The 22,906-nt window shown below is 60.0% G+C and carries 17 protein-coding genes; 12 read left to right on the plus strand and 5 right to left on the minus strand.

Annotated features, from left to right (window positions below):
- Positions 1 to 16 precede the first annotated feature (16 nt).
- The 6 genes from AACY02_RS14675 (at position 17) to AACY02_RS14700 (ending at position 6,436) form a co-directional block, all read left to right on the plus strand.
- Positions 17 to 2,467 (plus strand): heavy metal translocating P-type ATPase, encoded by a 2,451-nt coding sequence (locus tag AACY02_RS14675; RefSeq protein ID WP_339432577.1) that lies wholly within the window; start codon positions 17 to 19, stop codon positions 2,465 to 2,467.
- A gap of 22 nt (positions 2,468 to 2,489) precedes the next feature.
- Complete coding sequence (gene ccoS / locus AACY02_RS14680) at positions 2,490 to 2,702, plus strand: cbb3-type cytochrome oxidase assembly protein CcoS (RefSeq protein WP_339432578.1); 213 nt, start codon at positions 2,490 to 2,492, stop codon at positions 2,700 to 2,702.
- Positions 2,695 to 3,378, plus strand: coding sequence for a sulfite exporter TauE/SafE family protein (locus tag AACY02_RS14685; protein ID WP_339432579.1), 684 nt, complete (start codon positions 2,695 to 2,697; stop codon positions 3,376 to 3,378). The genes ccoS and AACY02_RS14685 overlap by 8 nt, the downstream gene beginning before the upstream one ends.
- Before the next feature lie 132 nt (positions 3,379 to 3,510).
- Positions 3,511 to 4,893, plus strand: a complete 1,383-nt coding sequence (hemN, locus tag AACY02_RS14690) for an oxygen-independent coproporphyrinogen III oxidase (protein WP_339432580.1) — start codon at positions 3,511 to 3,513, stop codon at positions 4,891 to 4,893.
- A gap of 181 nt (positions 4,894 to 5,074) precedes the next feature.
- Positions 5,075 to 5,809, plus strand: a complete 735-nt coding sequence (fnr, locus tag AACY02_RS14695) for a fumarate/nitrate reduction transcriptional regulator Fnr (RefSeq protein ID WP_339432581.1) — start codon at positions 5,075 to 5,077, stop codon at positions 5,807 to 5,809.
- A gap of 78 nt (positions 5,810 to 5,887) precedes the next feature.
- Positions 5,888 to 6,436 (plus strand): adenine phosphoribosyltransferase, encoded by a 549-nt coding sequence (locus AACY02_RS14700; RefSeq protein WP_027921719.1) that lies wholly within the window; start codon positions 5,888 to 5,890, stop codon positions 6,434 to 6,436.
- Between the two features lie 122 nt (positions 6,437 to 6,558).
- Here AACY02_RS14700 and AACY02_RS14705 read toward each other — a convergent pair whose 3' ends face one another.
- The 5 genes from AACY02_RS14705 to dnaX form a co-directional block, all read right to left on the minus strand.
- Entirely contained in the window at positions 6,559 to 7,707 is a 1,149-nt protein-coding gene (locus AACY02_RS14705) for an acyl-CoA dehydrogenase family protein (RefSeq protein ID WP_339432582.1), read from the minus strand.
- Between the two features lie 193 nt (positions 7,708 to 7,900).
- Positions 7,901 to 8,503 carry a recombination mediator RecR gene (gene recR / locus AACY02_RS14710; RefSeq protein WP_339432583.1) on the minus strand — a complete coding sequence of 201 codons (603 nt, stop codon included), beginning with the start codon at positions 8,501 to 8,503 and terminating at the stop codon, positions 7,901 to 7,903.
- Positions 8,504 to 8,569: 66 nt separating this feature from the next.
- Complete coding sequence (locus AACY02_RS14715) at positions 8,570 to 9,604, minus strand: NADP-dependent oxidoreductase (protein ID WP_339432584.1); 1,035 nt, start codon at positions 9,602 to 9,604, stop codon at positions 8,570 to 8,572.
- 218 nt (positions 9,605 to 9,822) lie between these two features.
- On the minus strand, positions 9,823 to 10,161 hold the full coding sequence (locus AACY02_RS14720; protein ID WP_008088817.1) for a YbaB/EbfC family nucleoid-associated protein: 339 nt from the start codon (positions 10,159 to 10,161) through the stop codon (positions 9,823 to 9,825).
- Between the two features lie 67 nt (positions 10,162 to 10,228).
- Positions 10,229 to 12,334 (minus strand): DNA polymerase III subunit gamma/tau, encoded by a 2,106-nt coding sequence (dnaX, locus tag AACY02_RS14725; RefSeq protein ID WP_339432585.1) that lies wholly within the window; start codon positions 12,332 to 12,334, stop codon positions 10,229 to 10,231.
- A gap of 146 nt (positions 12,335 to 12,480) precedes the next feature.
- Between dnaX and AACY02_RS14730 the strand changes: the two genes are divergently transcribed.
- The 6 genes from AACY02_RS14730 to AACY02_RS14755 form a co-directional block, all read left to right on the plus strand.
- Positions 12,481 to 13,230: a substrate-binding periplasmic protein gene (locus AACY02_RS14730; RefSeq protein WP_339432593.1), complete on the plus strand. Its 750-nt coding sequence runs from the start codon at positions 12,481 to 12,483 to the stop codon at positions 13,228 to 13,230.
- A 230-nt stretch (positions 13,231 to 13,460) separates the two neighbouring features.
- On the plus strand, positions 13,461 to 14,732 hold the full coding sequence (gene codB / locus AACY02_RS14735) for a cytosine permease (protein ID WP_339432586.1): 1,272 nt from the start codon (positions 13,461 to 13,463) through the stop codon (positions 14,730 to 14,732).
- 14 nt (positions 14,733 to 14,746) lie between these two features.
- Positions 14,747 to 15,985, plus strand: a complete 1,239-nt coding sequence (gene codA, locus AACY02_RS14740) for a cytosine deaminase (RefSeq protein WP_339432587.1) — start codon at positions 14,747 to 14,749, stop codon at positions 15,983 to 15,985.
- Positions 15,986 to 16,224: 239 nt separating this feature from the next.
- Positions 16,225 to 18,654: a type VI secretion system Vgr family protein gene (locus AACY02_RS14745; RefSeq protein ID WP_339432588.1), complete on the plus strand. Its 2,430-nt coding sequence runs from the start codon at positions 16,225 to 16,227 to the stop codon at positions 18,652 to 18,654.
- Positions 18,651 to 21,905, plus strand: a complete 3,255-nt coding sequence (locus tag AACY02_RS14750) for a phospholipase D-like domain-containing protein (RefSeq protein WP_339432589.1) — start codon at positions 18,651 to 18,653, stop codon at positions 21,903 to 21,905. Before AACY02_RS14745 ends, AACY02_RS14750 begins: the two co-directional genes overlap by 4 nt.
- Positions 21,902 to 22,906: hypothetical protein (locus AACY02_RS14755; RefSeq protein ID WP_339432590.1), on the plus strand; the 1,005-nt coding region annotated here is incomplete at its 3' end. The genes AACY02_RS14750 and AACY02_RS14755, both read left to right, overlap by 4 nt.

Raw genomic sequence — 22,906 nt, forward strand, 5'->3', positions numbered from 1 at the left:
CATTAATGAAAACCTGATGACCACCCCGATCCCCTGCTACCACTGCGCCCTGCCCGTCCCGTCCGGCAGTCGCTTCACCGCCGTTGTACTCGGGGAACCCCGTGAGTTCTGCTGCCCGGGCTGTCAGGCTGTGGCCGAAGCCATCGTTGCCGGTGGTCTGCAAAGCTACTACCAGCACCGCAGCGAAGCCTCGGCCAACCCCGAAGCGCTGCCGGTGCAATTGGTCGATGAGTTGGCGCTGTACGACCGCGCCGATGTCCAGCAACCTTTTGTGCGCCACGAAGGCGAACTGGCCGAAACCACGCTGCTGATGGAAGGCATCAGTTGCGCCGCCTGCGGCTGGCTGATCGAGAAACATCTGCGCACGCTTGGGGCGGTCGCCGAAGCCCGACTGAATCTGTCCAACCATCGACTTCACGTTCGCTGGGCGGATGGGCAATTGCCGCTGAGCCGATTGCTCGCCGAACTGCGCCACATCGGTTACGCCGCCCACCCGTATCAGGCCGACCGTGCCAGCGAACAAATAGCCAGCGAAAACCGCCTCGCCCTGCGCCAATTGGGCGTGGCCGGGCTGCTATGGTTCCAGGCGATGATGGCAACCATGGCGACCTGGCCGGAATTCAACATCGACCTGAGCCCCGAACTGCACACCATCCTGCGCTGGGTCGCGCTGTTTCTGACCACGCCGATCGTGTTCTACAGTTGCGCGCCGTTCTTCAAGGGCGCGATGCGTGACTTGCGAACGCGCCACCTGACCATGGATGTTTCGGTGTCGCTAGCGATCGGCAGCGCCTACATGGCCGGGATCTGGACGGCGATCACCGGCGTCGGCGAGTTGTATTTCGATGCGGTCGGCATGTTTGCGCTGTTTCTGCTCGCCGGGCGCTATCTGGAGCGTCGCGCGCGGGAGCGAACCGCCGCTGCGACCGCACAGTTGGTCAACCTGTTGCCCGCCTCGTGCCTGCGCCTTGATGAGGCCGGCCAGAGCGAGCGCATCCTGCTCAGCGAGCTGCGCCTGGGCGATCACGTGCTGGTGCCACCGGGCTCGACCCTGCCGGCGGACGGCAAGATCCTCGATGGCCAGTCGAGCATCGACGAATCACTGCTGACCGGCGAATACCTGCCACAACCGCGCACGCCGGGCGATGCCGTCACAGCGGGCACCCTGAACGTTGAGGGTGCGTTAACCGTGCAAGTGCTCGCGCTAGGACAGGACACGCGACTGTCGGCCATCGTCCGTTTGCTCGACCGCGCCCAGACCGAAAAACCACGACTGGCGGAAATCGCCGACCGCGCCGCGCAATGGTTCTTGCTGTTGTCGCTGATCGCCGCTGCTGCCATTGGCCTGCTGTGGTGGGAGCTGGATTCGTCACGCGCATTCTGGATCGTCCTCGCGATGCTGGTGGCGACCTGCCCCTGCGCGCTATCGCTGGCAACACCGACCGCCCTCACCGCCGCCACCGGCACGTTGCACAAACTCGGCTTGCTGCTGACCCGCGGCCATGTGCTGGAAGGCCTGAACCAGATCGACACGGTGATTTTCGACAAGACGGGCACCCTCACCGAAGGCCGACTGGTATTGCGCTCGATTCGCCCACTGGGCGCACTGGACAGCGATCAATGCCTGAGCCTCGCCGCTGCGTTGGAGAACCGTTCGGAACACCCGATTGCCCGCGCGTTCGGCCGTGCGCCGCTGGCGGCCGAAGAGGTCCACAGCACGCCAGGGCTTGGCCTCGAAGGCTTGGTCGGCGAACAACGCTTGCGCATCGGTCAGGCGGAATTTGTCTGCGCCCTTAGCGGCGCCACTGCGCCTGCGATGCCGAATGAACCCGGGCAATGGCTGCTGCTCGGCGACACGCAGCGGCCGCTGGCCTGGTTCGTCCTCGATGACCGTTTGCGCGACGATGCACCGGCCCTGCTCGCCGCCTGCAAGGCGCGTGGCTGGCGCACATTGCTGTTGTCCGGCGACAGTTCGCCGATGGTCGCAAGTGTTGCCGCAGAACTGGGCATCGAAGAGGCCCGTGGCGGTCTGCGCCCGGACGACAAACTGCAAGTGCTGCACCAGTTGCACCGGGAAGGTCGCAAAGTCTTGATGCTCGGTGACGGCGTCAACGATGTGCCAGTGCTGGCGGCTGCCGACATCAGCGTGGCCATGGGCTCGGCCACTGACCTGGCGAAAACCAGCGCCGATGCCGTGTTGCTGTCCAATCGGCTCGACGCACTGGTGCAAGCCTTCACACTGGCGCGACGCACCCGCCGGGTAATCATCGAGAACCTGCTATGGGCGGCGCTGTACAATGGCTTCATGTTGCCGTTCGCCGCCCTCGGCTGGATCACCCCGGTGTGGGCCGCGGTTGGCATGTCGATCAGTTCGTTGACTGTGGTGCTCAACGCCCTGCGCCTGACTCGCCTGCCGAGCGCGCCGGCCGCCCGCACCGCGTCAGAAACCCGCCCGCTGCCGGCCTGAGCCGCAAGGGCATGGAGTATAGATGCCAGCTCTCTACGTGATGATCCCGGCCGCCCTGCTGATCGTGGCCATCGCCGTGTACATTTTCTTCTGGGCAGTGGACAGCGGTCAGTACGACGACCTCGACGGTCCGGCCCACAGCATTCTGTTCGACGATCAGGACCCCAACCACACCGCTGCGGTGGACGAAGCCAACGCAACCAAACCGGACGACAAGGCGCCGCCCCATGCTTGAATTGGCGCCTCTGCTGGTGTCGGCGCTGATCCTCGGCTTGCTCGGTGGCGGCCATTGCCTGGGAATGTGCGGCGGTTTGATGGGCGCGCTGACGCTGGCAATCCCCAAGGAACAACGCAGCCGACGCTTTCGTCTGCTGCTGGCCTACAACCTGGGTCGAATCCTCAGTTACGCCACCGCCGGATTGCTGATCGGCCTCGCCGGTTGGGCAGTGGCGAACAGCCCGGCCGCGCTGTTCATGCGCGTGCTGGCCGGTTTGCTGTTGATTGCCATGGGCTTGTATCTGGCCGGCTGGTGGAGCGGACTGACCCGCATCGAAAGCCTCGGTCGCGGCTTGTGGCGCTACATTCAACCGGTAGCCAACCGCTTGCTACCGGTGTCGAGCCTGCCCCGCGCCTTATTGCTCGGTGCGCTATGGGGCTGGCTGCCCTGCGGACTGGTTTACAGCACGCTGTTGTGGTCGGCGAGCCAGGGCAATGCGCTGGACAGTGCCTTGTTGATGCTCGCATTCGGGCTGGGTACCTGGCCGGTGCTGCTCGCAACCGGCCTCGCCGCCGAGCGCGTCACAGCGTTGTTGCGCAAACGCAGCGTACGCATGACCGGCGGGGTTTTAGTGATGCTGTTCGGCATCTGGACCCTGCCCGGCCCTCATCAACACTGGTTGATGGGGCATTGAGTCGGCGGCGCAACCTTCGCGGGTAAGCCCGCACCCGCCACACATATCTCCCCGTTGATGCAAATCAACATGCCTGCGCGCGCCCTCCCCTAGACTCGCCAACACTGCCAGCCTACCCGGGGGAATGCCCGCATGCTCGACGCCATTCGTTGGGACACAGATCTGATCCGCCGCTACGACTTGGCGGGGCCGCGCTACACCTCGTACCCGACGGCCGTGCAATTCAACAGTCAGGTCGGCACCTTCGACCTGTTCCACGCCCTGCGCGACAGCCGCAAGGCGCTACGCCCCTTGTCGTTGTATGTGCATGTGCCGTTCTGCGCGAACATTTGCTACTACTGCGCCTGCAACAAGGTGATCACCAAGGATCGTGGCCGAGCGCTGCCTTACCTGCAACGCCTGGAGCAGGAAATCCAGCTGATCGCCTGCCACCTCGACCCGGCGCAGAAAGTCGAGCAGTTGCACTTCGGCGGCGGTACCCCGACCTTCCTCAGCCACGACGAACTGCGCCAACTGATGGCGCATCTGCGCAAACACTTCAATCTGCTGGATGACGACTCCGGCGATTACGGCATCGAAATCGATCCGCGTGAAGCCGACTGGTCGACCATGGGCTTGCTGCGTGAGCTGGGGTTCAACCGGGTCAGCATTGGCCTGCAAGACCTTGATCCGGCGGTACAGCGGGCGGTTAATCGCCTGCAAAGCCTGGAAGAAACCCGCGCCGTGATCGACGCGGCGCGCACGCTGCAATTTCGTTCGATCAATATTGACCTGATTTATGGCTTGCCCAAACAGACCCCCGACAACTTCGCCCGCACGGTCGAGGAAGTCATCAGCCTGCAGCCGGATCGACTCTCGGTATTCAACTACGCACACCTGCCGGAACGCTTCATGCCGCAGCGGCGGATCAACAGCAATGAACTGCCGACCCCGACGCAAAAACTGCACATGCTCCAGCGCACCATCGAGCAACTGACCGCCGCCGGTTACCGCTACATCGGCATGGACCACTTCGCCCTGCCCGACGATGAACTGGCGGTCGCTCAGGAAGAACAAACCCTGCAACGCAACTTCCAGGGCTACACCACCCACGGTCATTGCGACTTGATTGGCCTGGGCGTATCGGCCATCAGCCAGATCGGCGATCTGTATTGCCAGAACAGCAGTGATCTCAACGAATACCAAAACACCCTCGCCGCCGCGCAATTGGCGACCAGTCGGGGCCTGGTGTGCAACGCCGATGATCGGCTGCGACGCGCAGTGATTCAGCAACTGATCTGCAATTTCAGCCTGGAATTCGCCGAGATCGAGCAGCAGTTCAACATCGATTTTCAGGGGTATTTCGGCGCGCTGTGGCCGCAACTGCAAGGCATGGCCAACGATGGCCTGATCACGCTTGGTCGCGAGCGTATTGAGGTTTTACCGGCCGGACGGCTGTTGGTGCGCTCGGTGTGCATGGTATTTGACGCCTACCTTGAACAGCAGAACCGCCAGCGTTTTTCCCGGGTGATCTGAACTGTTATTGCTTACGCAGACGCTTTGAAACCGATGGTTCAGGATTCACTCGATAGCACCTCGACTGTCGCGTGCCCTGCGGCTTTATGCCCGCAGGGCAATCTCTTCACAAGCTGGCCTGAATGTCCTCCCGTGAGTTACCCTTACGGCTTATGTGTGTTTTCCCACAAGGATTAAAGAAATGTCCGAGCCAGTTAAACTGCGCGCTCACACCCAGGCTCATTGCAAGGATTGCAGCCTGGCCCCTCTGTGCCTGCCACTTTCTCTGAATCTGGAAGACATGGATGCGCTGGACGACATCGTTAAACGCGGCCGCCCGTTGAAAAAGGGTGAGTTCCTGTTCCGCCAAGGCGACACGTTCGATTCCGTTTATGCAGTACGCTCCGGCGCCCTGAAGACTTTCAGCCTGAGCGATACCGGCGAAGAGCAACTCACCGGCTTCCACCTGCCCAGCGAACTGGTCGGCCTGTCCGGCATGGACACCGAAAAACACCCGGTTTCCGCCCAGGCCCTGGAAACCACCTCGGTCTGCGAAATCCCTTTCGAACGCCTCGACGAACTGGCCCTGCAATTGCCGCAACTGCGCCGCCAGTTGATGCGCGTGATGAGCCGCGAAATTCGCGACGACCAGCAAATGATGTTGCTGCTGTCGAAGAAGACTGCCGACGAGCGTATTGCGACCTTCCTGGTCAACCTGTCCGCCCGCTTCCGCGCTCGCGGTTTCTCGGCCAACCAGTTCCGCTTGAGCATGTCGCGCAATGAAATCGGCAACTACCTGGGGCTGGCGGTAGAAACCGTGTCCCGGGTGTTCACCCGCTTCCAGCAAAACGAACTGATTGCCGCCGAGGGCAAAGAAATTCATATCCTCGACCCGATTCAGCTGTGTGCGCTGGCGGGTGGCTCGCTCGAGGGCTGATCTCGATCCGCGGTTGAGCGAAGCGTTTCAGCCGCGGGTATACTGCGCCGTTTGCAGCCCTGCCAGGACACTTCGACGATGGTCTTCGACTCCTTCGACATCAAATCCCTGATCCGCCCCGTAATCGACTTCCCGAAACCGGGCGTGATCTTTCGTGACATCACCCCCCTCTTCCAGTCGCCAACGGCCCTGCGCCTGGTGATGGACAGCTTCGCTCACCGCTATGTCGAAGCCGACTTCACCCACATCGGCGCGATGGATGCCCGTGGTTTTTTGATCGGTTCGGTATTGGCCTATCAGTTGAACAAGCCGCTGGTGCTGTTCCGCAAGCAAGGCAAACTGCCGGCGGACGTGCTGGCCGAGGGTTACGCGACCGAGTACGGTGAAGCGTTCCTTGAAGTGCACGCCGACAGCCTGTGTGAGGGCGATTCGGTGGTGATGTTTGATGATTTGATTGCCACCGGCGGAACGCTGATTGCCGCGGCCAATCTGATTCGCCGGATGGGCGCTCGGGTGCATGAGGCGGCGGCGATCATTGATCTGCCGGAGCTCGGTGGTTCGCAGCGTCTGGAAGACATGGGGATCCCGACATTCTGCCTGACGCAGTTTGCCCTGACCGATAAGTAAGTAGCGCCTGTACTGATGCCTTCGCGGGCAGGCCCGCTCCCACAGTGATTTCGGTCGTTCACAAATCTTGTGTACACCGGGAACTGGCTTGCCCGCGCAGAGGCAGTAGCCTCAGCTACCCTTCAAAGCCCCATCTGCTTGCTGATGATCTCGTTCATCACCTCCCGCGTCCCGCCGCCAATCGACAGGATGCGGTTATCCCGATACAGCCGCTCCACCAGACTCTCGCGCATGTAACCCAGCCCGCCGAGAATCTGCACCGCTTCGGTGGTGATTCGGTCCGAGGTGTCCGTGGCAAAGTTCTTCGCCATGGAAATCTCCTTGATGACACTCTGCCCCGCCGCCATTTTCGCCGCTTGCCGATAGGTGAACTCCCGCGACACTTCCAGCGCCGTCGCCATCTCGGCGAGCCGGTGCTTGATCACCTGGAATTTGCCGATCGGTTTGCCGAATGCCTCACGCTCGCGTGCCCACTTCAGGCTCTCTTCCAGCGCCAACTGTGAAGTCATGTTGGCCATCAGCGCCAACGCCAGCCGCTCGCTCTGGAAGTTGCCCATGATGCAGGCGAAGCCCATGTTCTCGGCACCGATCAAGTTGTCGACAGGCACCCGGCAATCGTCGAAGAACAACTCCGCCGTGTCCGACGCCCACCAGCCCATTTTCTTCAACTGGCGGCCGACGGTGAATCCGGGCGTTTGCTTCTCGATCAGCAACAGGCTGATGCCAGCAAAACCCGGCGCGCCGGTGCGAACCGCGACGGTATAGAAATCGGCGCGCACGCCACTGGTGATAAAGGTTTTACTGCCGCTGACCCGGTAGAAATCACCGTCACGCACGGCGCGGGTTTGCAGGTTGGCAACGTCAGAGCCGCCGCCGGGCTCGGTAACGGCCAGCGCACTGATTTTCTCGCCACGGAGCACCGGCGGCACCACGCGATCGCGCACGTGGGGACGCGCCCATTTGACGATCGGCGGCAGGCCGATATCGAGCGAACCCAGCCCCGCCACCAGGCCGCCAGCACCGCAGCGCATCAATTCCTCACTGGCGGCAACCTTGGCGAACACATCGCCTTCATGGCTGCCACCCAGTGCTTCGGGGTAGCCGATACCAAGGATCCCCGCTGCACCGGCCTTCAGATACAACTCACGGGGGAAGCTTTCGGCTTCTTCCCACTCATTGATGTCCGGCAGGATTTCACGCTCCACGAAACGTCTGACGCTGTCGCGAACCAATTGGTGGCTGGGGTCGAAGTATTCCTGGAAGGCAGGCATCGGCAAACTCCACGGAAGGGTTGACCGACGTTAACCGAGCGCTTGCTTGGTTTTCAACAAGATTGTTTGATTCAGACAGACCGAGGCGCGCCATTGGCGAGCAAGCCCGCTGCCACATGGGATTTGTAGCGTATACAAAACCATTGTGGCAGCGGGCTTGCTCGCGAAGGCCTCAGATCAGGCAACACAACTATCAGAGAGAGATCGGCTTACGCCCGGCAAACGAGTGTGCAAGGGTACCGCCATCCACCAGCTCCAGCTCACCCCCCAGCGGTACACCGTGGGCAATCCGCGAGGCGATCAAGCCTTTATTGTTCAGCAACTGCGCGATGTAATGCGCCGTCGCTTCACCTTCCACCGTCGGGTTGGTGGCCAGGATCACCTCGGCAAAAGTGCCCGCCTCTTCGATCCGCGCCATCAACTGCGGAATACCGATTGCCTCAGGCCCGAGGCCGTCCAGCGGCGACAGGTGACCTTTGAGCACAAAGTAACGCCCACGGAACCCGGTCTGCTCGACCGCATAGACATCCATCGGCCCTTCCACCACGCACAACAGCGTGTCATCGCGGCGCGTATCGGCGCATTGCGGGCACAGATCGTCTTCGGTCAGCGTGCGGCACTGACGGCAGTGACCGACCCCTTCCATGGCCTGACTCAGGGATTGAGCCAGACGCAGACCGCCGCTGCGGTCACGCTCGAGCAACTGCAACGCCATGCGCTGGGCGGTTTTCTGACCCACACCCGGCAGAACGCGCAGGGAATCGATCAGTTGGCGAATCAAAGGGCTGAAGCTCATGGGTAAAAAGTCCGACAAAACAACGAGACGCGGTTTATACCCGCGCCTCTGGCCAGCGTCAAATACTCAGTCCTGGGCGACCCGCACCACCAGTTTGCCGAAGTTGCGCCCCTCCAGCAGACCGATAAACGCATCGGGTGCCTGCTCCAGGCCTTCGACCACGTCTTCACGGAATTTCACCTTGCCCTCACGCACCCACGGCACCATGTGGCTGATGAATTCCGGCTGACGATCACCGTAGTCATCGAACACGATAAAGCCCTGAATCCGCACACGCTTGGTCAACAGGGTGCGTTGCAGCATCGGCAGGCGATCCGGGCCTTGCGGGGCTTCATGAGCGTTGTAGCCCGCGATCAGACCACACAGCGGAATGCGTGCCTTGGGATTGAGCAATGGCACCACGGCCTCGAACACATGACCGCCGACATTCTCGTAATAGACATCGATACCATCGGGACAGGCCTTCGCCAGTTGCTCGGCGAAATCCGCAGCCTTGTGATCGACGCAGGCGTCGAATCCCAGCACCTCCACCACGTATTTGCACTTTTCGGCGCCGCCAGCCACACCGACCGCGCGCAGGCCTTTGATCTTCGCCACTTGGCCGACCACTGAGCCGACCGCCCCGGACGCCGCCGCGACCACCAGCGTCTCCCCAGCCTTTGGCTGACCGATATCCATCAGGCCCATGTACGCGGTCAACCCCGGCATACCCAGCACACCGAGGGCCATTGAGGGGCTCGGCAACCCTGCCGGAATCGGAATGATATTGCGCCCGTCGCTGATGCTGTGACTCTGCCAACCGGTCGCGCCAACGACCAGATCACCGGTGTGGAATTTGGGGTGGGTCGAGCGTTCGACTCGGCTGACCGCACCACCGGTCATCACTTCACCGATTTCCACCGGCGCGGCGTAGGACGGAGCGTCGCTCATGCGCCCGCGCATGTACGGATCAAGCGACAGGTACAGGGTTTTCAGCAACACCTGCCCGTCTTCAAGCTCTGGCAAGGCTTCGCGCTCAAGGCGAAAATTTTCCGGGGTCGGCGCACCGACCGGGCGTGAGGCCAGGACGACACGTTGATTGAGGGTGAGAGGGTCGGACATGTCAGCGTCTCCTGTGAATGATGAATTCGGCGGTATAGGGAGCAGACCGTGGGTGGCGGTGATGGGTTCGATGTTTATTCGGACCGACCGAGTCGACTTCTTCGCGAGCCTGCTCGCGAAGGCGTCAGCCCTGCCAATGCAAAACAATCAGCCAGAAACAAAAATGCCAGGCGCAATGCCTGGCACTTTGTGTAGCTCATCTGTCGCGCAATGGCGAATCAGAATGGCAGTTTCATGCCCGCTGGCAGGTTCATGCCGGCGGTCATGCCGCCCATTTTTTCCTGGCTGCTGGCTTCGATCTTGCGCACGGCGTCATTGACGGCGGCAGCCACCACGGCTTCCAGCATCTCTTTGTCGTCTTCGCTCAGGCCTTCAACCAGGCTTGGGTCGATGCTCACGCTTTTGACGTCGTGACGACCGGTCATCACCACGGTGACCATATCGCCGCCGGCCTTGCCGGTGACTTCGGCGTTGGCCAGTTCTTCCTGCATCTTGGCCATTTTTTCCTGCATCTGCTGCGCCTGCTTCATCAGGCCGGCCATGCCACCTTTCATCATGGGAATCACCTCAAAAGTACTTGGATCAAAACAGCGCCCGGCCTTGGAGAACGAGCGCCTTCAGTTATTAGCCTTGGGCGACCAAGGCGTCGACGGGTTCAATAGTATCGTGTCGCACCACTGCGCCGAACTGCTGAACCATCTGCTGGATGAACGGATCGCCGTGGATCGACTCCTCCGCTTCGCGCTGACGGTTGGCACGGCGACGGGACGCGGCCTGGGCCGGGGTTTCCTGCTCGGGCTTGATCAGTTCGATGGTCAGGCTCAGCGTGCGACCGTGGAACTGGTTCAACGCATCGTTGAGACGACGCTGTTGAGTGGCGTTGAACAAGGCGCTGTGAGCCGGGTCCAGGTGCATCAGCCACTGATCGCCATCAACCGCGATCAGCGTGCAGTTGGCGGCGATGCTGCCCGTCATGCCGGAGATCGGCAGTTTCGGGAACAGTTCCAGCCATTGCAACGCCAGACCGGTGGCCGGCATCGCTGCGGGCTCCGGCTCGGGTTCCGGGGCCGGTTCTGCGGCATGCTCGCTCGCCAGTTCGTCGAGATAGCTGTATGCCGAATCCATGTCCGGCTCGATGTAGTCCTCGTCCAGCGGCGGCTCGTCATCCGTGTCCATGCCCGGCGTGGCGGCATCGACGTCGGCGACCGACGGCTCGGGAATCGGTGCGGCGGCCCACTCCGGCGCGTCCGGTACAACGCTGTCCGGGGTGGGCAACGGCATCGGCGGCAGATCAGGCTGCTCGGCAGCGGTTTCCAGCACGGGGTCGACCGCCGGCTGCTGGGCCGGTTCGGGTTCGGGTTCTACCGGATCGTTCCAGGGCAAGTCGACGACGGCATCGACGACGACTGGCTCAGGCTCGGGCACAGGATCTGGTTCTGGTTCTGGTTCCGGTTCCGGCTCAGGAGCAATCACCGGCGCTGGCTCGGGAGCCGGCGCGGGTGCAGCAGCCGGCGCTGGAGCCGGCGCAATAGCTGCAGCGACCACCGGCGCAGCTTCAGGCGCGGCAGCCACGGCGTTTGCGGAATCAACTGTGGCCTGGCTGATCCCCACTGGCTTTAGCGGTTGCCTGGGGGCGTCCACTGTGTCGGCGGGCCGGAAGGCCAGCATCCGCAACAACACCATTTCAAAGCCACCGCGCGGATCAGGCGCCAGCGGCAAATCGCGACGGCCGATCAGGCCCATCTGGTAATAGAACTGCACGTCTTCGGCCGGCAAGGCCTGAGCCAATGCCAACACGCGATCACGGTCGCCATGACCGTTGTCGACACCTTCGGGCAGCGCCTGGGCGATGGCAACGCGGTGCAGCACGTTGAGAATTTCCGAGAGCACACCATTCCAGTCCGGGCCTTGCTCGGCCAGGTGACGCACAGCTTCGAGCAACGCCTTGGCGTCACCTTCGATCAGCGAATGCAAGACGTCATAGACCTGACCATGGTCCAGTGTGCCGAGCATCGCTCGCACGTCGGAGGCCAGAACCTTGCCTTCACCAAAAGCAATGGCCTGATCGGTCAGGCTCATGGCGTCTCGCATCGACCCGTCAGCGGCGCGACCCAGCAGCCACAGGGCATCGTCTTCGAACGGCACGTTTTCGGCACTGAGGACGTGGGTCAAATGCTCGACCACACGCTCTGGCGTCATGTTTTTCAAAGAGAACTGCAGGCAACGCGACAAAATCGTTGCCGGAAGTTTCTGCGGATCAGTCGTCGCCAGGATGAATTTGACGTACGGCGGCGGCTCTTCGAGGGTTTTCAGCAGCGCATTGAAGGAATGGCTGGAGAGCATGTGCACTTCGTCGATCAGGTAGACCTTGAAGCGCCCACGGCTCGGCGCGTACTGCACATTGTCGAGCAACTCGCGAGTGTCTTCGACCTTGGTGCGGCTCGCGGCGTCGATCTCGATCAGGTCGACAAAACGGCCTTCGTCGATTTCACGACACACCGAACACTCGCCGCAGGGGCTGGAAGTGATACCTGTCTCACAGTTCAGGCATTTGGCAATGATCCGCGCAATCGTGGTTTTACCCACCCCGCGTGTACCGGTGAACAGGTACGCATGGTGCAGCCGCTGGCTGTCCAAGGCATTGATCAGAGCCTTGAGCACATGGGTCTGGCCGACCATTTCGCGGAACGAGCGCGGACGCCATTTACGTGCAAGAACCTGATAACTCATCGAAAACCGTCGCAACGAAGGAAGCTGAAGCGGCTAATGCTAGCGGAGCAAGGGCAAAATTGCATCCGGTGTCCTCGTCTAATGTGGCTAAGCTGCATGAGCGGAGTCTTTTATCGGCTCGGGATCGGGAAATGACCGGAGCGTTTATGCGTTGGGCCTTGGGGGCACTGCTGGGAATCAGCTTGAGCGTGACGGCAGCGCAAACACCACTGCGCTTCGCCGTGCCGGATAGCTGGGCCATGCCGATGGTGCAACTTGAACGCGGTCGTCCGACCCAAGGCATTCTGTACGACATGATGCTCAGCCTCGCGACTCAGGTCGGCGTGCCGGCAGAATTCCACGTTCTGCCCCGGACTCGCGTACAAAGCACCATGGAACACGGCGGAGTCGACGTGCGCTGCTTTGCCGCACAATCCTGGCTGCCGAATCAGTCCGGGGATTACATCTGGAGCATTCCGTTGTTTTTTCAGCGTGATTTGCTGATCAGCCACCAGGATCAGCCTGCCCGCGTCGACACTAACCGACTGCCACGCCAATCCATCGGCACCGTGCTCGGTTACACCTACCCGACCCTGCAAAACCTGTTCGATGCTGATCGACTGCATCGCGAAGACGCCCGAAATCAGGAACAGGTACTGGAAAAACTGCTGGCCGGGCGTTACCGCTATGCCGTGAGCAATCAGTGGACGCTGGACTGGTTCAACCAACGCCTGACGCCTGAAAAGCAACTGCAAGGTGTCGCGATACTGCAGGAGCAGAGCGTGGGCTGCTATGTCAGGAATGACCCAAAGGTGCCAGTGCAGCGCGTTTTACGCACGTTGCTGAGGATGAAAATGTCGGGGGAGATTGATCAGATTATCCGGCTCTATACCGGCAACTCTGAAGTTCACCACTAAACAGCCACCACCGCTCTTTTCCATGCCTGGACTTTTCGGGCTCAAACCTTCGCGCTGTGCATCGGAAAACCCGCCGCCCTCGACAGCTCCCAGATTGTGCCTCGGTGCGTTCAACTGCACCGCTTTCGTGCCATTCCTCGCGACTCGTCTATACATAATCTCGCCCACCCGCATTTGGCACGAGCACTGCAACCCTCCCGCGTCTTCCCCTTTTCAGCAAGGACCACCCCATGACGCAGAACGATGCCGGCAACGATTACCCCCTCAGCGAAGTCCCCATGCACGCGCGCAAAGGCCTGGCCTCGACGGCGATCGTGTTACTGGGCTTCACGTTTTTCACTGCCACCATGTTTGCCGGTGGCAAGCTCGGCGTGGCGTTCAGTTTTAGCGAGATGATGGCGGTGATCATCGTCGGCAACTTGCTGCTGGGCCTCTACGCGGCGGGCCTGGGTTACATCGCCTTCAAGAGTGGCCTCAACTCGGTGCTGATGGGCCGGTTCTGCTTCGGCGAAGTCGGCAGCAAACTCAGCGACCTGATCCTCGGCTTCACCCAGATCGGCTGGTACGCCTGGGGCACCGCGACGGCGGCGGTGGTGATTGGCAAATATTTCGATCTTGATCAAGGCACGGTGCTGGGTTTGATGGTGCTGTTCGGCCTGATGTTCTGCGCCACGGCATATGTCGGCTATCGCGGACTGGAAATTCTCTCCTGCATCGCGGTGCCGGCGATGATGTTGCTGCTGTTGCTGTCGATGTGGGTGGCGACGGTGAAGGTCGGCGGTTTCGAGGGTTTGCTCAGCATCGTCCCGAGCGGCTCGATGGACTGGTCGACGGCGATCACGCTGGTGTTCGGCACCTTCGTCAGCGGCGCAACACAGGCGACCAACTGGACACGCTTCTCACGCTCGGCAAAAGTCGCCGTACTGGCCAGCCTGATCGGGTTCTTCATCGGCAACGGTTTAATGGTGCTGATCGGGGCCTACGGCGCCATCGTCTATCAGCAGCCGGATGTGGTTGAAGTCTTGCTGCTGCAAGGCTTCGCCATGGCGGCGATGGCGATGCTGTTGCTCAACATCTGGAGCACCCAGGACAACACCATCTACAACTTCGCCGTCGCCGGTTGCAACCTGCTGCGCACCGGGCGGCGCAAGACCGTGACCCTCGCCGGCGCGGTGATCGGCACCCTGCTCGCCCTGCTGGGCATGTACGACATGCTGGTGCCCTATCTGATTCTGCTCGGCACGGTGATCCCGCCGATTGGCGGGGTGATCATGGCTGACTTTTTCTACCGTTGGCGCGGGCGCTATCCACGGCTGGTCGACGCACAACTGCCAGCCTTCAACTGGCCGGGGCTTTGGGCTTACGCCGTCGGCACCGTGGCCGCATTCAGTTCGCCATGGGTCGCGCCGCTGGTCGGCGTTGCCGCTGCCGCGCTAACGTATGTCATCGTCACCGGCCTGCTCGGCGCCCGCCGCGCCAGCGCGCCACTACAAGACCTATAAAAAGGATTCGCCTGATGCACATCATCAACGCCCGATTGCGCCACAAGGAAGGTTTGCACCAACTGCAACTCGAAGACGGGTTGATCCGCAGCATCGCCCCCCAGACCGAAGCGCCGTCCCTGGGGCCCGACGACCTCGACGCCGGCGGCAACCTGGTGGTGCCGCCCTTCGTCGAGCCGCACATTCACCTCGACGCCACCCTCACCGCTGGCGAGCCGCGCTGGAACATGAGCGGCACGCTGTTCGAAGGCATCGAGTGCTGGGGCGAGCGCAAGGTCACCATCACCGAAGAAGACACCAAGACCCGCGCCAAGAAAACCATTGAGGCACTGGCCGCCCACGGCATTCAACACGTACGCACCCACGTCGACGTCACCGACCCGCAACTCACTGCACTCAAGGCCATGCTCGAAGTGCGCGAAGAGAGCCGTCACCTCATCGACCTGCAAATCGTCGCGTTCCCGCAGGAAGGCATCGAGTCATTCCGCAACGGTCGCGAGTTGATGGAAGAAGCCATCCGCATGGGCGCGGACGTGGTCGGCGGGATTCCACATTTTGAATACACCCGCGATCAGGGCGTCAGTTCGGTGAAGTTTCTGATGGACCTGGCCGAGCGCACCGGTTGTCTGGTCGACGTGCACTGCGACGAAACCGACGACCCGCACTCACGCTTTCTCGAAGTGCTTGCCGAAGAAGCGCGCAGCCGTGACATGGGCGCACTCGTCACCGCCAGCCACACCACCGCGATGGGCTCCTACGACAACGCCTACTGCGCCAAACTGTTCCGCCTGCTCGGCCATTCCGGGATCAGTTTTGTTTCGTGCCCGACCGAAAGCATTCACCTGCAAGGCCGTTTCGACAACTTCCCGAAACGCCGTGGCGTGACCCGCGTCAACGAGTTGCTGGAGGCTGGCATGAACGTGTGCTTCGGCCAGGACTCCATCGTCGATCCGTGGTACCCACTGGGCAACGGCAACATCCTGCGCGTGCTTGAAGCGGGGCTGCACATCTGCCACATGCTCGGTTACCGCAACCTGCAAAGTGCGCTGGATCTGGTGACGGACAACAGCGCCAAAGCCATGCATCTGGGCGAGCGTTATGGCCTTGAACCGGGGCGCCCGGCGAACCTGTTGATCCTTTCGGCGGACAGTGATTACGAAGTGATTCGTAGCCAGGGTCTGCCGCTGTATTCGATTCGCGGCGCCAAGGTATTGATGAAGCGGCAGATGCCGGTGGTGGAATTCAGCGCCTGAGCGGCTGAAAAATGCCCTCGACTGCCCAGCAAAGCATGCTCTGTGCTGGGCTAGCTGATGGCACATCGCCAAGAAATATTTCGCATTACTTTCCCGGAGCCCCCATAGACCGGGGCCCTCACCGTATGTGCGCAACTTTTTGCGCAACTTTTTACGTTTAACATCCAGCTCCCATCTGCATCCCCCTACACAGATGCACTACGCCCACGGATTACCGGCGCTGTCTCAAGGAGTCTGAGATGTTCAACCTGGCCAACGAAACCCACTTCAGCCTCAAGGTCGAAGACTACGTGGGCGACCTGCAAGTGCTGTCGTTTGTCGGCACCGAAGGCATCAGCCAGCCGTATCGTTTCGACCTCGAACTGGTCAGCGAAAACCCCGATCTGGACCTGGAAAAACTTCTGCACAAGCAGGCGTTTCTCGCATTCGATCCGCAGGGCTCAGGCATCCACGGCCAGATCTACCGCGTCGCCCAGGGCGATGCCGGCAAGCGCCTGACCCGCTACAAAGTGTCGATGGTGCCGCAACTGCAATACCTGTATCACCGCACCAACCAGCGCATCTACCAGCAAATGTCGGCGCCGAAAATCATCGCGCTGATCCTCGAAGAACACGGCATCAAGGGCAACGCCTACAGCTTCCAGCTGAGCCAGCCGTGCCCGGATCGCGACTATTGCGTGCAGTACGACGAAACCGACCTGCATTTCGTCCAGCGTCTGTGCGAAGAGGAAGGCATTCACTACCACTTCCAGCACAGCGAAAAAGCCCACCTGCTGGTGTTCGGCGACGACCAGACCGTGTTCCCGAAACTCGGGCAGCCGACCGCTTACGTGCAGGGCAGCGGCATGGTCGCCGACGAACCGGTGATCAAAGGCTTCAAGCTGCGCCTGGAAACCCGCACCCGCCGCGTCACCCGCCGCGATTACGACTTCGAAAAACCGCGCCTGCAAATGGAAGCGGCCTACAAACCTGAAGGCGCTCTCGATAGCAAAGACGCCGAACCGGATCTCGAAGACTACGACTACCCCGGCCGCTTCATCGATCGCGCCCGTGGCAAGTTCCTCAGCCAGCGCGCCCTCGAACGCCATCGCGCCGACTACCGCCAGGCCGAAGGTCGCGGCGACCAGACCAAACTGGTCAGCGGCCACTTCATGGAAATGTCCGACCACCCGCGCAGCGAGTGGAACGACCTGTGGCTGCTCACCGAAATCGTCCACGAAGGCAAACAGCCGCAAGTCCTCGAAGAAGGCGTGACCAGCGATACCACCGACAACAAGGACGACTTCCACCAAGGCTACCGCAACACCTTCCTCGCCACCCCGTGGGACGTGTTCTACCGCCCGGCCCTCGAACACCCGAAACCGCGCGTACTCGGCAGCCAGACCGCCATGGTCACCGGCCCCAAAGGCGAAGAAATCCACTGCGACCAATACGGCCGCATCAAAGTGCAATTCCACTGGGACCGCGAAGGCCAGGCCGACGACAAAACCAGCTGCTGGTTGCGCGTTTCCAGCTCTTGGGCCGGCGACCGCTACGGCGCCATCTCCATCCCGCGCATCGGCATGGAAGTGCTGGTCACCTTCCTCGAAGGCGACCCCGACCAACCGCTGGTGACCGGCTGTCTGTACCACAAGGAAAACCCGGTGCCGTATGCCTTGCCGGCGAACAAGACTCGCAGCGTGTTCAAAACGCTTAGCTCGCCGGGTGGTGGCGGCTACAACGAACTGCGCATCGAAGACAAGAAAGGTGCGGAGCAGATCTACATTCATGCGCAGCGGGATTGGGATGAAAACGTTGAGCATGACCAGAAGATTCGGGTCGGGAATGAACGTCACGATACGGTCGAAAAGAACAGTTACACCGAACTCAAGGCCGAAGAGCACCGCACCACGATTGCCGACCGAAAAATTGAAGTGAAGGCCGACGATCACCTGTCCGTGACCCAAAACCAGCACATCAAACTCGGAACCGCTCAATTGACCCATGCCGGGAAAGAAATCCACCTGAAGTCTGGCGACAAAATGGTGATCGAGGCGGGAACGGAATTGACCGTGTTGGGTGGCGGTAGCTTTATCAAGCTTGATGCTGGCGGCGTGACGGTGGTTGGGCCGGTGGTGAAAATCAATGCCGGGGGGGCTGCGGGAACCGGGTCAGGGATTGCGATTTTGCTGCCGAAACTGCCGATACCACCGCCGTCAGCCAAACCCGGTAATTTGCTCGACACCGCCCAACCCGGCGTCATCGCACCACCGGCCAAGCCAAGGGAGTATTTCTTCGATATCAAGTTGACTGACGTCCCGGGGGACGAAGGTTTCCCGTTGGCACACACCGCTTGGTCGATTGTTCAGGACGGCGAGCAGGCCCCCTTGCTAGAAGGTCAAACCGACGACGACGGACGGGTCAACATCGATGAAACCCAGCGTTTGAAGTTGTCCCAAGCCTATGCGACCAAGGGCCCTCTGTGGCTCTGCTATCCGGGGCAACGCGTGCCAGTGGCGCTGCATGACGAACCCTCGGAAGCCGACAAGGAGCGCTTCGCCCTCGCCGCCCTCGACTTTCACGACAGCGCCAAACATGGCCGGATCAGTACGGCGAACAGTGAACGCAGCAAACAGGATCTGCTCGCCGACGGCAATCCGTACAACCAGTTGCAAACCAGGGACGAATGACCATGACGGACTCAGCAACGCCTTACAACGGCATTCGCCACAAAGAAATCAGCCAGATCAATACAGCTCAGGGCAAGGCCCTGCCAGCGGTGAACGCGCCGGACTTCTTCATCCAGGACGAGTCGGCCTTCGCACCCAAGCGCAGCGGCAATGACGTGCGTTTCTTCACCACCGGCGAGGACTACTACAAGGATCTGGCCACTGAAATCGGCAATGCCCAAACCTCGATTTTCATCACGGGCTGGCAAATCAACTACGACGTCACGCTGGACGGCAAACAAAGCCTTTGGGAATGCCTGCACGCCGCACTGGTGAAAACGCCGGCCCTCAAAGTCTTCGTCATGCCGTGGCTGAGTCCCGCAGCAAGCGTCGGCACCCACGACTTCGAAACCATGCTCGCGGTATTCCAGCTCAACGCAGGGCTCGGCGGCGCACGCGCATTTTGTACACCGGCCATCCAGCAAAGCGACATGAAAGGCCTGGGTTCAACGTTTTCTCACCACCAGAAATGCGTGGTGATCGACAACAAGATCGGCTACGTCGGCGGCATCGATCTGGCTTACGGGCGTCGTGATGACAACAACTTCAGCCTTGATGCCCGCGATCGCAAGGGCAACGACGCGTACAACCCGGGAATTCCGCATCTGGGCTGGATGGACATGCACAAACATGTCAGTCGCACAGGCCTGCTCCTTGGCAGCTTGTTCGATCTATCCAAACCCATCGCCGCCGCAACCCTGGGCACTGACAGCGTCAACATCAAGCTCGAACTGCCCCGGCGCGACACCCTGATCAATATCGGCGCGACCGTACAGAACTTCTTTGCCAGCCCGCCCTTGCCGGTATTCGACTGGATGGCCAAGGGTGGCAATAGCCTGAAGGAGTACGTGGGGGCCATCGACCCTTTGGCCTCCCCCCGGCAGTATCTGATCGACACCGCCATCCGCCAGATCACCGCACTGATCAAACACAACTGGACGCGCCTGCCCATTGCCGAACCGCTCAGAAGCCAGGCACAGGTCTGGATACGGGAGGTGGAGGCCAGTGCAGAAGAGTTGCAGGCGGGGCTGCGCCTGAAGAGCTACGAACTGATCAACAAATGGATGAGCACGACCGACCTGGGACGCATGATCGCCATGTTCTGCGACAAGGGCTACGATGCCATGCCGGCGGAAAAAATGGGCTGGCTGAGCGACATCGGCCAGATCGCCACCTCGTTGCTCGGGCACTTCTACGCGCTGCTGCAAAACCGTCTGGAAAATCATCAGGAGCCGTTCGCCTATCTCAAACACACACCACAGCCACTGGCCTCGTCGGACTACAGCCGATTGGCCGACGACCAGCCGCGAATGCCTTGGCAGGATGTTCACAGCCGCATCGAAGGTCCGTCTGTCTATGACCTGTCGCGCAACTTCATCGACCGCTGGAACGGTCAGCAGGCCTACATTGCCGAAATAAAGAGCCTGGAAAAAACCAACGTGATCGTTGCCCTGATGGAATGGGTCAATACCCTCGCCCGAAGCGCCGGCCTGCCCCACCACCTGGACGCCAGCAACCAGATCAACCTTAAGTTGCCGATGCCCAAGCCAGTATGGATCGACCAGGCTGCGACATTACCGACACCGCCAGCCCTCCTGACGGGCAAAGTCAGCGTACAGGTATTGCGTAGTGCTTCGGCCACCATGAGCAGCCAGGAAGCCAAGGGCAGAGGCAAAGCCAAAGTGAATTTGCCGCTGCCCGCCGGATTCAACACTGGCGGCGTTCAGGACAACTGCCTGCGCGCCATGCTGCAGACCATTTCCAGTGCCCAACACTTCATTTACATCGAGAACCAGTTTTTTCAGACTGATTTTGGGGATGAGGCAGAGTTGTCCGAAGACGGCCAACTTTCGGGGCCGATGGCCAGCCTGCGCGACCCGGCCACCCTGCACCAGGGCTACGTCGCCCGGGTTAAGTTGCGCGAAGCTCTCGAAGATCAGGACTTCACCAAAATCGACTGGAAGGAAGTCAATGCCATCGGGAAGGAACCAGGGGAAGAAGCACACAAGTTTCTCAACAGTTTCCTTTCCATCTGGCAAACCAATGCGCAGGGCTGGCTGACCCAAAAGTTGGGGAAAGAACAAAAGCTCACCAACAGCATCGGCAAAGCACTCGCCGACCGGATTGGGCGAGCGATTACAGAAAACCGCCCATTTCACGTGTACCTGATTTTGCCGGTACACCCGGAGGGCGCATTGAATGTGCTGAACCTAATGCATCAGATTCACCTGACCATGCAAAGTCTGGTATTTGGTGAGCAGAGTCTGGTCAAGCGTGTTCAGCGACATATGGCGATGAAAGCAATGATGGATCGTGGCGCGACCCGGGAGGAAGCCGCGAAAATCATTGAGCGCAAAGACATCAACGATGAGCCCGTATATGCCCAGCAAAACTGGACCCAATATTTGACCCTACTTAACTTGCGAACCTGGGACAAACTCGGGGGCGGGAAAATCGTGACTGAGCAAATTTACGTTCACAGCAAATTGTTGATCGCCGATGACCGTGTAGCCATCCTAGGCAGTGCAAACATAAACGACCGCAGTCAATGCGGTAACCGTGATTCGGAACTGGCCGTGATTTTGCGTGACAGTGAATCGGTCAACGTGCTCCTAGATGGCAAACACCAACAAAAAGTGGGAAAAACCATCAACCAATTACGCAAGGACTTGTGGAAGAAGCATTTTGGATTAAGCCAAACCAAAAAAAGCTCTGTCCCTGCTTTCACTGGATTGAGAGATTCGCTGGATCAACCTGCGGCCGAAAAGACGTGGAAGGCTATTCAGGAACGGGCCAATAACAATTCAAGGGCCTACGAACGATCCTTCAGCTTCATTCCTCAGAATGTAAGCCGATTACAAGTGATAGAAGAGTCAACAGCGAAAAAATACCGAAACGGATTCCCAGCCTCAATATGGCCAACGTGGGTGTATGGCTCAACGTTGGACCCAAGCCTTGGAGGTAAGCTTACGGGGGCGTTACCCTACGAGATATCTTTTTGGGAAAGCACGACGTTAGCTGACGTAAAGACTTACCCTGCGCCAATAGGGATTGAAGGATTCATTACGGCCTTACCCATCAACTGGACTAAAGGTGAGAACAATGACTCAGGATTGAACCTGACGATCATTGCGCACAATCAAAACAAAAAATCAGATGTGCATTTCGCCAGCGCTAACGAAACCTCTCCGAGACAAGAGCACAATTCATGATCCGCGTGACCATCGCTTATACCTCTCTGTTGTTTGCTATGCAGTCAGCACTGGCAGACCCCGGTTACCAAGAATGTCTCGGCCGCACAACGTTTCAGGCGCCGGAGTCATTTGAATGGGCGACCTACAGAATTGAAGACAGTCGAATAGATAGTGGTGGTGGACATACGTTTTCAAAAAAAATCCACGCCGTGAGTGACTATGTCAGTTACGACTATGACCAACTCACTATACGAGTGAGTGATGTTACAACACGCGAAAAATTCGACAGAGCCCGCAACGCTATTCTTCACGATACCGAACTCTACAAAAAACACCTCGAGCAAGAGCTAAAAACAGAAAAGAGTCTGCTGGAAACGATCAAGCGCAGTTACTCAGCGGACATCGTAAAAGCCCGTGAAGCCGAGATTGCGGCTCTGGAAATCCGAATAGAAAGAACCAAAGGCTATGAACACGACTTGGGCATCCCTGACGCTCATATTCTGGGTAGCGAAGACACACCCTACGAGTTTCTCCTCTGGCGCAACAACCGGGTGTTTTACTTCCATATGAACAAACCGACCGAGAATGCCGCGCAAAGGATCAAAGATCTCGTCGCCCGATTTGAAGCCCGCGACCTCTACCAAGTACCCAACGGCCCGGGCGTATGCATGCCATACGGTTTCATTCACGACGACGGCAACACCGGTTTCAGCGTGAAGAACAGCCTGCGTTTCACCAGCACGCCCAACGTGATCATGAGCCTGATCAATGCCTCGCAAAGCGACCCGACCAAAGCTACCCGAGGCACCTACGACACCGACTACCGCCCCGGCTACGACGCGGAGAACTGGAAAAAGTCGAAGATCATGGAAAAGTTCTACATCGGCAAACACATGACCACCCTCGAAGGCTGGCGCTTGGACCCTCGGCCGGAATCCGCCGAGCAGGATCGCGCCTGGTTTGCCATAGCCCATGTCGGCGGTTTGGTCAGTCCGTTGATTGCGGCGCAGATGTTCACC

The sequence above is a fragment of the Pseudomonas sp. EA_65y_Pfl2_P78 genome (genome assembly GCF_963970495.1).
Classification (GTDB): Bacteria; Pseudomonadota; Gammaproteobacteria; order Pseudomonadales; family Pseudomonadaceae; genus Aquipseudomonas; species Aquipseudomonas baetica_A.